We start from the raw sequence: 13,365 nt of genomic DNA on the forward strand, positions 1-13,365 counted from the left end.
TCCAATACCACCTCCCCGGCGAAGGCCGGGGTCCAGTCGGAAAGATCTCGGTAACGGGGGACAGTCCGCCGTTACGTCTGTCCCCCAACTGGGCCCCGGCCTTCGCCGGGGTGGTGCAAGGTCGGGGTATGCGGCGTGTAGTTACCAGATGCGGACGCGGTTGGCGGGGGCGAGGTAGCTGGCCTCGCCCGGCTTCGCGCCGAATGCGGCATACCAAGGATCGAGATTGCGGACCGTCAGGACGCGCTGGTGGCCCGGCGAATGCGGGTCGGACAGCAGCGTCTGCTGGAGCGCGGCGTCGCGGAACTTGGTGCGCCAGACGCCCGCCCAGCCGTAATAGAAGCGCTGGTCACCCGTCGTGCCGTCGATGATCGGCGCCTGTTTGCCGCCGAGCGACTTGTGATACGCGTCGTAGGCCACCGTCAGGCCGGCGAGATCCGCGATGTTCTCGCCGAGCGTCAGGCCGCCCTGGATGTGCTGGCCGGGGAGCGGTTCGTACGCGTCGTACTGCTTCACGAGCGCGTCGGTAAAGACCTTGAAGCGGGCGACGTCCTGCGGCGTCCACCAGTCGGTGAGCTTGCCGTTGAGATCGTATTTGCGGCCCTGATCGTCGAAGTGATGGCTGATCTCGTGACCGATCACCGCGCCGATGCCGCCGTAATTGACCGCCGGGTCCGCCTTCGGATCGAAGAACGGGGGTTGCAGGATCGCGGCCGGGAAGACGACCTCGTTCATCGTCGGGTTGGCGTACGCGTTGATCGTCATCGGCGTCATGAACCACTCAGCCCGATCGATCGGCTGGCCGAGCTTCTTCAGGTCGCGGTCGTACTCGAAAGCGTTGGCGCGCGACACGTTACCGACGAGATCGCCACGCTGGATTTGCAGCGCCGAATAATCGCGCCACTTGTCGGGATAGCCGATCTTGGGCGTGAAGGCGGCGAGCTTGGCGAGCGCCTTGGTCTTGGTCTCGGGCGCCATCCATTCGAGGTTCCGGAGCCGCTCGCCCATCGCTGCGATGACGTTCTTGACGAGGTCGTCGGCGGCAGCCTTCGAGGCTGGCGGGAAATACTTCGCCACGTACTGCTGACCGATCGCCTCGCCCATTGCGCCCGACACGGTCGAGACGCCGCGCTTCCAGCGGACCTGCTGCTCGGGCGTGCCCGACAGCGTGGTGCCGTAGAACGCGAAGTTGGTCTTGTCGAAATCGCTCGACAGGTACGGCGCGTACGCACGCAGCACCTTGAGCATCGCATAGTCCTGCAGGACGTTGATCGGCGTGTCGGCGAAGACCTTCGCCTCGCCGGTCACTGCGCTCGGCTGCGCTACGAGATAGAACGGACGGCCGGTGACGCCCATCGCGGTCATGTACTGCGCCCAAGGGAAGCCCGGCGCCTTGGCGGCGAAGTCGGCGGCGGTCCATTTATTGTAGGTCTTGTCGGCGTCGCGGCTTTCGATCCGCGTCCAGTGCGCGGTCGCCAGGCCCTTCTCCAAGTTGAAGACGGCGGCGGCGCGGGCGGCGGCGTTAGGCTCGCCGGCGAGCGTCAGCATCCGCGTGAGATACGCTTCGTACGCGGTGCGGATGGTCGCGAGCTTGGCGTCATCCTTGAGGTAATAGTCGCGGTCGGGAAGACCGATGCCGCTCTGGCCGAGGCTCACGACGTAGGTGGTCGGGTCCTTGTCGTCCTGCTGCACGCCGACGCCGACGAAACCGCCGACGCCCTGCCGCTGGAGCTTGGCGATTTCGGTGACGAGCGCGGTCTTGTCCTTGGTCGCCTTGAGCGCGGCGAGCATCGGCTTGACGGGGGTAGCGCCCTTCGCGTTGACCGCGGCCTCGTCCATGAAGCTGGAATAGAAATCGCCGACCTTGTCGCCGGGCGTCTTGGCGGAGACGTCGAGGATCGTGCGGGTGCGTTCGAGCGACAGGTCCTGAAGGACGTGGAACATGCCGTAGGACGAGCGATCGGCGGGGATCGGCGTGGTCTTCACCCAGCCGCCGTTCGCGTAATCGAAGAAGTCGGTGCCCGGCGTCACGCTGGTATCGCGGCCTGCCATGTCGAAGCCGAAATCGCCGATCTGCGGCTTGTTGGCATCCTTGGCGGCGACGGGGCCCTTGGCAGCCTTGGCGAGGGTCGGCGACGGGGCACTGGTTTGGGCGAAAGCCGATGCGGCGGACGCGAGCAGGATCACGGTAACAATCGACTTACGCATCAAGAACCTCGGAAAAGATCTTCAGGATGCGGTGTGTTCTACGCCGATAGGACGGTCCGTCAATTCCAACCGGTGTCAAATGTTACGAAACATGACCGACACGATTGTCGTGGCGGTGCCGCCACTTGCGCGCGATCCACAACCGCCAGCCGAGCGCACTGAGCGCATACCCGCCGACCGAACACACGATTGTGATGACCAGCAGGCCGAGCGCGGTGGCGGGTCCCGCCTGCATCAGCCACGGGATCCATTCGGTACGCGCCGCCGCATCCGCAACGGGCTGACCGGGGACATGCGCGTCGAGCCGGAGCAGCGACGACCCGATCCAATAAGCCGCGATCCAGAGCGGCGGCGTGGTCAGCGGGTTGGTGATAAAAGTGGTCAGCGCTGCGGTCGGCACGTTGGCGCGGAACGGCAATGCGAAGATCGCGGCGACCGGCGTCTGCGCTACCGGGATCAGGATGCCCGCGACCATCCCGAGCGCGACACCGCGCGGAACCGACCGGCGGGTGAAGCGCCACAGTTCGGGCGCGAGCACGCGGTGCGCCACCGGACGGAGAAGACGGTTCCGCTCCATCGATTCGCGGGTCGGCAAATTGCGATGCGACCACGCCGCGAGACGCCCGAATATGCTCAAGACGATAGGGTCATCGACACCGGCGCCACGTCGGCTATCCGCGATCCCGCATGATCCGGCCCTGCTCGCGCTTCCAGTCCTGTTCCTTCACCGAATCGCGCTTGTCGTGGTTCTGCTTGCCCTTGGCGAGCGCCAGTTCGATCTTCGCGCGGCCCTTCGAATTGAAGTAGATCATCAACGGCACGAGCGTCATGCCCTGGCGTGCGACCGCCCCGAACATCTTGTTGATCTCGCGCTCGTGGAGCAGCAATTTGCGCGGACGCTTGGGCTCGTGGTTAAAGCGGTTGCCGTGGCTGAATTCGGGAATGTTCGAATTCACCAGGACGACATTCTTTCCCTTCACCTCGGCATAGGCCTCGGCGATCGAGCCCTCGCCGCCACGCAACGCCTTCACCTCGGTGCCGGTGAGCGCGATGCCCGCCTCGAACACCTGCTCGATGTAATAGTCGTACCGCGCGCGCCGGTTCTCGGCGACGATCTTGGTCTTCTCGAAGGTCGGGGGTTTGGGACGTGCCATGGGACGCGCGATGTAGGAGGTCGGAGGGCTTAGGGGAAGCGGTGGTGGTGTTTGCGGTTCCGTTTATTCCCCTGCGCGCCGTCATCCTGACGAAAGTCAGGACCCAGGATTACGGAGCGGTGCCCTGCTTGGCTCTGGGTCCTGACTTTCGTCAGGATGACGGAGTAGGGTTCAAGCCAGACCGGCGTGGGCCAAGGCTGCGTCGACGGTAGCGCGCGATGCGTCGCCCGCCGGGGTCATCGGCAGGCGTAGCGTCTCTGGGAAGCCCACCCGCACCTTCGTCATCGCGTACTTCACCGGGCCGGGCGAGGCGTCGGTGAACAGCGCTTCGTGCAACGGATAGAGCTTATCCTGGTACGCCAGCGCCTTGACGAAATCGCCCGCCTGGCACGCCGCCTGGAACTCGGCGCAAAGCTTTGGCGCGACGTTGGCGCTTACCGAGATGCAGCCGGTGCCGCCCATGACGTTGAACGCCAACGCAAGGTCGTCATTGCCTGACAGTTGGCAGAAATTCGGCCCGCACGCCTCGCGATGCTGCGAAACGCGGGCGAGGACGCCGCTGGCATCCTTCACGCCGACGAACACGTCCGGGAACGCTGCGACGATCCGCGCCAGCGTTGCCGGCTGGATGTCCGTCACCGTTCGCGCGGGGACGTTGTAGAGGATGATCGGCAGCGGCGTCGTCTGCGCGAGGGCCTCGAAATGGCGGAAGATACCCTCCTGCCCTGGCCGGTTGTAATAGGGCGGCACCATCAGCGCGGCATCTGCACCGGCCTCTTTCGCGGCGCGCAAATTGGCCGAGGCAACACGCGTATCGTTCGAGCCTGCGCCGGCGATTACCGGCACGCGGCCCTTCGCCTGTTCGACGCAGACGCGGACCACGTGGAAATGCTCGTCATACGACAAGGTAGCTGCCTCGCCGGTCGTCCCGCACGCGACCAGCCCCGACGAGCCTTCGACGATCTGCCATTCGATGAAGTCGCGATAGGCGGGTTCGTCGAAGCTGCCATCGGCGGCGAACGGCGTGACGAGCGCCGGAATAGATCCTGAAAACATGCGGTGGCCTGCGGTCCTGTTGCGCCGGATGTCTTGCAAAATCCGGATTTCGTTCAGGACAGATACGGGTTCGGGGCGTATGCTGTCCACATGGTAGCATCGATGTTTAAAACGAGCCTTCTCCTTGCAGTCGTGGCGGGGACGGTCGCCGCGTCGGGAGGCGGGCAGCAGACGCTGGATCGCTACAGCACGCAACTGGCCAACATGGGCCCCAATGCGCAGCCGATGGCGACGGATGGCGCGATCGCCTCCACCATCGCGCAGTGGCGGGCGTTGCAGCAGACGGATGCGCTGCCGTTCGACAGCTATGCGGGCTTCCTGATGGCGCATCCGGGCTGGCCTAACGAGACGGCCAACCGCCGTGCGGCGGAGCGCAAGGCGGCGACCGGATCGCCGACGAGCGTCGTCGCGTTTTTCCGTCGTTATCCGCCGCAGTCCGCGTCGGGCGGTGTCGCGTATGCGCGGGCTTTGCAGGCTACCGGCGCGCGGGATCAGGCGTATGCTGCGGTGCGGACGGCATGGCGGAGCAGCGGCCTGACGCCGACCGACGAGGCGATGGTGGTGTCGGGCTTTCCGGGTGCGCTGACGCCGGACGATCAGGATGCGCGGATGGATGCGCTGTTGTGGGCTGGCCAGACCGGCGCGGCGCAGCGGCAACTGGTGTGGACGAGCGCGGCGCGACGACCGATCTTCGAGGCGCGGCTCGCGTTCCGGACGAATGCGCCGAACGCTTCGGATATCTCCGCCTCGACACAGACCCTGTATGCGAACGACGCGGGGTATGTCGCGGACCGGGCGCAGTGGTTGCGCAATTCGGGGGCAAGCCCGTCGGCGCGCGCGTGGCTGGCGCGGCCTCGGTCGTTGGTGACGCGGCCGGGCAACGCCGCCGAGTGGTACGAGGTGCTCGTCACCAACGCGAACGGCGCGGCGAACGACGGCCAGTATCAGGTCGCCTACGACATCGCGCGGCAGATCGACGATGCGTATCCGTTTGGCGCGGACATCGCCGCGAAATCCTATGCCGAGCGCGACGGATACACCAATCTTGCCTGGCTGGGCGGGCGCGTGGCGATGAAGCAGCTCGCGCGACCGGCGGATGCGATGACGCTGTTCGACCGGTACGCGAAGGGCTCGCGGTCGCCGCAGGTGCGGTCGAAGGGGTATTACTGGGCGGGGCGTGCGGCGGAGGCGGCCGGCTTGGCGCCTCAGGCGGCGGCGTTCTACGGCCAGGCGGCGGGGTACCGCGATCAATATTACGGGCAACTGGCTAACGAGCGGACCGGGCGGGCGCTGGTTGCGCCGCCTTCGGTTGCTTCGGTGGCGATCGATCCGGCGACGCGCGCGGCGTTCGATCGGCGAGAGACGGTGCGCGCGGTGAAGTTCCTCGGGCAGATCGGCGACTGGCAGGACCAGACGGCGTTCGTCCGCCAGATCGCGGCGGATGCGACGACCGATACCGATCACCTCCTTGCCGCCGAACTGTCGAAGAGCATCAACCGGCCGGACCTGGGCGTGATGGTCGGGCGGAGTGCGCTGGCGAACGGGCTCAGTGATTATTCCGCGGTGGGCTTCCCGATGGTCGCGGTGCCGGCGGGGTATGAGGATAACTGGACGATCATCCACGCGATCTCGCGGCAGGAGAGCCAGTTCGATCGTGCTGCGGTGAGCCACGCCGGTGCGCGCGGGCTGATGCAGTTGATGCCGGCGACCGCGCGCGAGCAATCGGGGAAGATTGGCCTCGCCTACAACCAGGCGGCGCTGACGACCGATCCGAACATGTCGATCATGCTGGGGTCGAGCTATTTCCAGCGGGTCTACGCGAATTACGGCAGTTATCCGCTCGCGGTGGCGGCGTATAATGCGGGCGGCGGCAACGTGAACAAGTGGCTCCGCGCGAACGGCGATCCGCGGACCGGGGCTGTCGATATGGTCGATTGGGTCGAGGCGATCCCGTACCAGGAGACGCGCAACTATGTGCAGCGCGTGCTGGAGAATGCGGTGGTGTACGACCTGATGAACCCCGCGCGGGCGAAGAGCCGGGGGGCGGCGCGGTTGTCGTGGTATCTGGGGAAGAACCGGCCGGGTTGAGATTGTTCTCCCGCGAAGGCGGGAGTCCAGACTGGGCTCCCGCCTTCGCGGGAGAACATGGTAGGCAAGCGCATGGATCGCCCCAACTACATCACCCCCTCCGGCTACGCCGTACTTCGTACCGAATACGAGCAACTCCTGTCGACCGAGCGCCCGGCCTTGGTTGAAGTCATCTCTTGGGCCGCGGGCAATGGTGACCGGTCCGAGAACGGCGATTACATCTACGGCCGCAAGCGCCTGCGCGAGATCGACCGGAGGCTCGGCTGGCTGTCGAAGCGGATGAAGGCGGCGAAGGTCGTCGACCCCGCCGCGCAGGAAGACCGCTCGCGCGTCTGGTTCGGTGCGTGCGTGACGGTCGCGGACGAGGATGGCGTCGAGCGGATCCTGACGCTGGTAGGCGACGACGAGACCGACGCGAGCAACGGACGGATCGGCTGGAACTCGCCATTCGCGCGCGCCTTGCGCGGCGCTGCGATCGGCGACGTGCGCCGGGTCGATCTGCCAGCTGGCGAACGCGAGTACGAGGTGATCACGATCTCCTACCCCTGACGTTGCGATCCTCCCCCGCCAGGGGGAGGTGGCTGGCGCTTGCCAGACGGAGGGGGCGGTAAGGGAACCCGCTGTTCCGTGCCCTCCCCCTCCGTCGCCTGCGGTGCCACCTCCCCCTAGCGGGGAAGGATCGTGAGTTGCCCGTCAACGATCCGTTTCGATCTACGCGAATTGACCTCGCCCCGCCCCCGTGTGACGTTTCGCCCACGCAACGACACTCGAGGAACCTCCATGCCGATACCCGCCACCTGGTCCAGCCGCCTGCTCAGCGTCATGCGCATCGTCGTCGCGCTGGTGTTCTTCAGCCACGGCATCTCGAAATTCTTCGGCTTGCCGCCCTTCCCGATGCCGATGAACCCGTTGCTAACGGTCGCGGGCGCGCTCGAAGTCGTTGGCGGCGGGCTGCTGATCATCGGCCTGTTCACGCGGCCAGTCGCGTTCGTGCTGTCGGGCATGTCCGCGGTCGCATATTTCATGGCGCACATGCCGAAGGGCCCCTTCCCGATCGCCAATGGCGGCGAGGCGGCGGTGCTCTACTGCTTCGTGTTCCTGTATCTCGCCGCCGCCGGTGGCGGTGTCTGGAGCGTGGACGCGCAGCGCGGGCGCGGCTAATCTTGCGCGCATGATCGATACCACAACGCGCAACGTCGCCCTCCTGATCGACGCGGACAATGCGTCCGCGGCGACCCTCGACCCGGTGCTGACCGTCCTTGCCGAGCTCGGCACGGTCAACGTCCGGCGAGTCTATGGTAACTGGTCGAAGCCCGCGCTGAAGGCGTGGAGCGACATGTCGATCAAGCACGGCATCGAGCCGCAGCAACAGTTCGACCTGACCAAGGGCAAGAACGCGACCGACATGAAGATGACGATCGACGCGATGGACCTGCTGTTCCGCGGGCGCATCGACGGGTTCGGGATCATGTCGTCGGACAGCGATTTCATGCCGCTCGCAACGCGTATCCGCCAGGACGGCATCCCGGTATACGGGTTCGGGACGAGCCGCACGCCGGAAGGGTTCCGCCAAGCGTGCACGCGGTTCATCGACGTGGGTGCGCTGAACGAGACGTCGCAGGCTATGCCCACGCCGGCGCCTGCTCCGGTGGCTGGCGAGAAGCCCGCTACCCCGGCGCCAGTCGCTCGGCCGAAGACTGCGCAACCGATCGACGAGCAGGTAATCAAGCTGCTGATCGATGCGTACAACGCGGTAAAGCGCGACGAGAAGGGCTATGCCAGCGTTGCCGAACTGGGCCAACTCGCCGGCAACCGGTCAAGCTTCGATGCGCGGAACTACGGGTTCAACCGGCTATCGGACCTGATCGAGACGATCCCCAACTTCCAGCACGAGCGTCGCGAAGGTGGTCGGTCGTTCGTGAAGCGGTTGCGGTAAACTTCTCCCCTCCCTGGAAGGGAGGGGTCGGGGGTGGGTCGGCTTCCGCATATCCGAACCGTGGAGACACGAGCCGGCCTACCCACCCCCCCTCCCTTTCAGGGAAGGGAGCGCGTTTGGCCTCACCCGGTAGGCTGCAACCGCCCGCCCGGCTCGCTCAGCCCGTGCGCCTGTTCCTCGCTGTCATCCGGGACGACCAGCGCGCCCTTGCACCAGTTCCCATAGCGATAATACCACGCCGCGATCGCCAGCGTCGCGAGCGACCCCAGCGGAAAGCTCCACCACAACGCATCCGCGCCGAGCCACGGTTTCGCCAACAACGCGAAGCCGATCCGCACCGGATACAGCGCGACGATCAGCGCGATCAGCGGCGCGATCACCGCGCCGTTCGCGCGGACGGTCGAGAACAGCACCATCGTCATCCCGAACAGGATGAAGTTCCAGCTCGCGATCAGCTGGATATGTCGTGCGATCGGCAGCGCGGGGCTCGCGCCACCGATAAACAGCGTCATCACCGGGCGATCGAACAGGATCACCACGCCAACCATCGCGCCGGTCAGCGCGATGTTGAAGAGCAGGCCGTACTTCGTGATGTCGCCGACCCGGTCCCACCGCCCCGCGCCGATATTCTGCGCGGCCATCGAACTGACCGCCGCGCCGATCGCCAGCGCGGGCATCTGGATATAGGTCCAGAGCTGTTGCGACACCGCATAGGCCGCAGCGGTGTCGACGCCGAGCCGGTTGACCAGCCCGACCATCGCTAGCCCCGCGGTCGACATGACGAGCATCTGCGCGCCCATCGGCAGGCCTTTCCGCACGATCGTGCCGGTCAGCGCGCGCTCGGGGATCAGGTAGCGGAGTTCGTTGCCGCGGAGCCGCAATGGCAGGTCGCGCTTGTAGATGTAGACGATCAGCCCGAGCAGCGAAACGTGGCTCGCGACCAGCGTCGCCATCGCCGAGCCCGCGATCCCCATCTGCGGGAACGGTCCGATACCGGCGATCAGCAACGGGTTGAGCCCGCTGTCGAGGATCGCGCTGAGCAGCATGAACCAGAGCGGCGTCATCGAATCGCCGGTGCCGCGCAGCCCCATCATGAGGAGGACCATCATCATCGACGCAGGCAGCCCAAGGAAGATCACGCGCAGATAGGCAAGCGCGAGCGGCATCGCGTCGCCGGGGGTAGCAAGCAGATGCAGGATCTCGGGTGCGAACACCCAGCCAAGCGCGGCGATCACGATCGCTCCGCCGAGGACCAGGCCTACCGCGGAGCCGAACGCCCGGCGTGCACCCTCCAGATCATGGCGGCCGAAGCTCTGGCCGACCAGGATCGTCGCCGCCATGCCGAAGCCGAACACCGCGCCGAAGGTGAGGAACATGATGATGTTCGCGTTCGACGTCGCGGCGAGTGCGCCCTCGCCGAGGTAGCGACCGACCCAGATCGCGTTGATCGAGCCGTTGAGCGACTGGAGGATGTTCGAGCCAAGTGTCGGCAGCGCGAAGGCGAGCAGGGTGCGACCGATGTGCCCGGTGGTGAGGTCGCGCTGGCCCGGCTTTCCGCGGGGGGGATCGGCATTCGGGCTAGAGGCGTCGCGGTGAATGGAGCCGGTCTCGATGTCGGATGGAAGGTCGCTCACACAGTCTCTCCGTCAGGCCGAACTCGGTCCGGCATATACCGGCGAACGGGCAGGCGCCCTGTCATGTCGAGTGCCTAGCCGCGGAGTGAACTCCGGAACAAGCCGGTAGGTCCCGTACGCGAACCAAGCGGGCCGTGTTTCCCCGCGGAGGCGGGGACCCAGTCTGGACTCCCGCCTTCGCGGGAGAACAAGAAGGTGGTCGGATACTCTGCACGGCAGAGCCACCCCGCCTCAAACCGTCACCCCAGCGAAAGCTGGCGTCTCCAGACTATCGGGTGGCCGATGCGCTTTCCAACGGGGATACCCCGGCTTTCGCTGGAGTGACGGGTGTTCGGTTTGAGTAAGACCGAATTACACTACGCATTCCCCTCCCGCTTGCGGGAGGGGTCAGGGGAGGGCACGACGTACGTACTGGCGTCCGGCTTCTTGGGCCACGCCCCTCCCCCAACCCCTCCCGCAAGCGGGAAGGGAGCAGGTTAGCCCAGGCGTCCGAGCGCCGCTTGCAGGCGAGCAGCTTCGGCGGCCTTGTCGGCGTGGTCGGCCTTGGCCTTTTCCACCGCTTCGGGCTTGGCGCGTTCGACGAAGCTGGCGTTGCTCAGGCGGCCGGACAACGCGTCGCGCTCCTTTTCCGCGGCCGCAATCGCCTTGGTCAGGCGGGCGCGTTCGGAGTCGAGGTCGATGACGCCCTCCAAAGGCAGGACGAACGTCGCTTCGTCGACCACGACCTGCGCCGCGCCGCCGGTGGCTTCGCCCCCGGCATGCGAGACGCGGGCCAGACGTGCGAGCGCTGGTGCCTGGCGTTCGAGCCGCGCCAACGTCGCCGCATTCGCATCACGGACGTGGAGCGGCAGGCGCGCGCCCGGCGGGACGTTCAACTCATTCCGCGCGGTGCGGATTTCCTGAACCAGGCGGATCAGCCAGTCGACTTCCTTGCTCGCTTCCGGATCGAGCGAGCGCGCGTCCGCCATCGGCCACTGCGCCACGATCAGGTCGTGATCGCGCGGGCCCATCGCGTGCCAGAGTTCCTCGGTGATGAACGGCATGAACGGATGGAGCAGGACCAGGATCTGGTCGAGCACCCAGCCTGCAACCGCCTTCGATTCGTCATCGATGACGCCGCGCTCGTCGCCGACCATCTGCGGCTTGATCAGTTCGAGATACCAGTCGCAGAAGCGGCTCCACGCGAACTGGTAGATCGCGTTGGCGGCGCCGTCGAAGCGGTAGTCGGCGAGCGCCAAGTCGACTGTCTGGACGGTCGCGATCGTCTCCGCGATGATCCATTTGTTGACGGCGAGGTCCGCGCGCGGCGCCTCCAGAGTGGTGCTGGCGACGATGCCGTTGGCCTGCGCGAACCGCGCGGCGTTCCACAGCTTGGTGGCGAAGTTGCGATAGCCCTCGACGCGCTTCTCATCCATCTTGATGTCGCGGCCCTGGCTCTCCATCGCTGCCATGAAGAAACGCAGCGCGTCGGCGCCGTAGGTGTCGATCAGCCCGAGCGGGTTGACGACGTTGCCCTTCGACTTCGACATCTTCGCGCCGTCCGCCGCGCGGACGAGACCGTGGAGGTAGAGCGTGCGGAACGGCACGTCCTTCATGAAGTGCAGCCCCTGCATCATCATCCGCGCGTTCCAGAAGAACAGGATGTCGAAGCCGGAAATGAGCACGTCGTTCGGGTAGCGCCCGCCTAACTGCTTCTGCTCCCTCTCCCCTGCGGGGAGAGGGTCGGGGTAAGGGGTCGTACCGGGCGCTGCGCTGCTTGGCTGCCCCTCACCCTGGCCCTCTCCCCGCAGGGGAGAGGGAACAGTGGCTTCCTCGGGCCAGCCGAGCGTGGCGAAAGGCCAGAGGGCGGACGAGAACCACGTGTCGAGCACGTCGGGGTCGCGCGTCAGGGTCACGCCCTCACCCGCGAGAGCCTGCGCTTCGGCCTCGGTTTCGGCGACATACGGCGTACCGTCCGGGCCGAACCACGCCGGAATCTGGTGCCCCCACCACAGCTGCCGCGACACGCACCAAGGCTGGATGTTGTCCATCCAGTTGAAGAACGTCTTCTCCCAGGTCTTGGGCACGATATCGATCGCGCCGGTCTGGACCGCCTCGATCGCCGGCTGGGCGAGCGTCTTCGCGTCGACATACCATTGGTCGGTCAGCCACGGCTCGATCACCACGCCCGAGCGGTCGCCATACGGCGTCTGGATCGTGCGCGGTTCGGCGTCGTGCTCCTCGCCGTCCTTGTCGACATGCGCGATCAGGAAGCCTTCGTCCTTGAGCCGCGCGACGACCGCTTTCCGCGCCTCCGCGGTTGTGAGGCCAAGCAGCTCTTCAGGGATCAACCCGTCGGACACCTGGACGACGCGCGCCTTCGCATCGAGCATGTTGAGCATCGACCCCGCGGCCGTCCCTGCCCGCTTGCCGACCTCGAAATCGTTGAAGTCGTGTCCCGGCGTGATCTTCACCGCGCCCGAGCCGAGTTCCGGATCGGCGTGGTCGTCGGCGATGATCGGGATCAGGCGGCCGGTGATCGGGAGCTTTACCTGCTTGCCGATCAGCGCGGTGTAGCGTTCGTCCGACGCGTTCACCGCCACCGCCATGTCGGCGAGCATCGTCTCGGGCCGCGTCGTCGCGACTTCGATAAAGCCCGATCCGTCTTCGAGCGGATAGCGCAGGTGCCAGAAGCTGCCCTTGATCTCGCGCGTCTCGACCTCAAGGTCGCTGATCGCGGTGCCGAGGCCCGGATCCCAGTTCACCAGGCGCTTGTCGCGGTACAGCAGGCCCTGCTTGTGGAGGTCGACGAACACTTTGAGGACGGCCTTCGAGAAGCCTGGATCCATCGTGAAGCGCTCGTTCGCCCAGTCCATCGAGCAGCCGAGCCGGCGGAGCTGCTGCGTGATCTCGCCGCCGCTCTCTTCCTTCCACGCCCAGACTTTCGCGACGAACTCTTCGCGGGTCATGTCGGTGCGCTTCTGCGGCGGGGTCAGCGCGCCCATCTGGCGCTCGACCACCATCTGCGTCGCGATGCCCGCGTGATCGGTGCCGACCACCCACAACGCATCCTTGCCCTTGAGGCGGGCGTGGCGCGTGAGGATGTCCTGCAACGTGTTGTCGAGCGCGTGGCCGATGTGCAGCGAGCCGGTGACGTTGGGCGGCGGGTTGACGATCGTCCACGGCTCAGCGTTCGGACGGTCGGGACGGAACTGGCCGCTCGCCTCCCAATGCGCGTACCAGCGCGATTCGATGGAGGCCGGGTCGAAGGTTTTGGGAAGCTCGCTCATGCCAATGGCCTTAGCGAGCG

At 66.2% G+C, this 13,365-nt stretch carries 10 protein-coding genes; 4 read left to right on the forward strand and 6 right to left on the reverse strand.

The window, feature by feature from the left end:
• Positions 1-141: 141 nt before the first annotated feature.
• The 4 genes from ASE69_RS10685 to dapA form a co-directional block, all read right to left on the reverse strand.
• Positions 142-2,208, reverse strand: coding sequence for a M13 family metallopeptidase (locus ASE69_RS10685; protein ID WP_056486157.1), 2,067 nt, complete (start codon positions 2,206-2,208; stop codon positions 142-144).
• Positions 2,209-2,290: 82 nt separating this feature from the next.
• Entirely contained in the window at positions 2,291-2,839 is a 549-nt protein-coding gene (locus tag ASE69_RS10690) for a DUF2062 domain-containing protein (RefSeq protein ID WP_414883032.1), read from the reverse strand.
• Between the two features lie 40 nt (positions 2,840-2,879).
• Positions 2,880-3,362: an SsrA-binding protein SmpB gene (gene smpB / locus ASE69_RS10695; RefSeq protein ID WP_055879372.1), complete on the reverse strand. Its 483-nt coding sequence runs from the start codon at positions 3,360-3,362 to the stop codon at positions 2,880-2,882.
• A gap of 171 nt (positions 3,363-3,533) precedes the next feature.
• On the reverse strand, positions 3,534-4,418 hold the full coding sequence (gene dapA / locus ASE69_RS10700) for a 4-hydroxy-tetrahydrodipicolinate synthase (protein WP_056486972.1): 885 nt from the start codon (positions 4,416-4,418) through the stop codon (positions 3,534-3,536).
• A gap of 102 nt (positions 4,419-4,520) precedes the next feature.
• On the opposite strand from dapA, the gene ASE69_RS10705 reads away from it, so the two are divergent.
• From ASE69_RS10705 to ASE69_RS10720, 4 genes are all read left to right on the forward strand, one after another.
• Positions 4,521-6,506, forward strand: a complete 1,986-nt coding sequence (locus ASE69_RS10705) for a transglycosylase SLT domain-containing protein (protein WP_414882962.1) — start codon at positions 4,521-4,523, stop codon at positions 6,504-6,506.
• 72 nt (positions 6,507-6,578) lie between these two features.
• The gene (gene greB / locus ASE69_RS10710; protein WP_056486163.1) at positions 6,579-7,055 is read left to right on the forward strand and encodes a transcription elongation factor GreB; all 477 of its coding nucleotides are present in this window, start codon (positions 6,579-6,581) and stop codon (positions 7,053-7,055) included.
• 231 nt (positions 7,056-7,286) lie between these two features.
• Positions 7,287-7,667 carry a DoxX family protein gene (locus ASE69_RS10715; protein WP_056486166.1) on the forward strand — a complete coding sequence of 127 codons (381 nt, stop codon included), beginning with the start codon at positions 7,287-7,289 and terminating at the stop codon, positions 7,665-7,667.
• A gap of 10 nt (positions 7,668-7,677) precedes the next feature.
• On the forward strand, positions 7,678-8,442 hold the full coding sequence (locus tag ASE69_RS10720) for an NYN domain-containing protein (RefSeq protein ID WP_056486169.1): 765 nt from the start codon (positions 7,678-7,680) through the stop codon (positions 8,440-8,442).
• A 122-nt stretch (positions 8,443-8,564) separates the two neighbouring features.
• Here the strand turns inward: ASE69_RS10720 and ASE69_RS10725 are convergent, their stop codons facing one another.
• A complete protein-coding gene (locus ASE69_RS10725; protein WP_414882963.1) occupies positions 8,565-10,076 on the reverse strand; it encodes an MATE family efflux transporter in 1,512 nt (503 codons plus the stop codon).
• Between the two features lie 476 nt (positions 10,077-10,552).
• Positions 10,553-13,345 carry a valine--tRNA ligase gene (locus tag ASE69_RS10730; RefSeq protein WP_056486172.1) on the reverse strand — a complete coding sequence of 931 codons (2,793 nt, stop codon included), beginning with the start codon at positions 13,343-13,345 and terminating at the stop codon, positions 10,553-10,555.
• Positions 13,346-13,365 lie beyond the last annotated feature (20 nt).

It is taken from the genome of Sphingomonas sp. Leaf208 (assembly GCF_001421415.1).
GTDB lineage: Bacteria > Pseudomonadota > Alphaproteobacteria > Sphingomonadales > Sphingomonadaceae > Sphingomonas.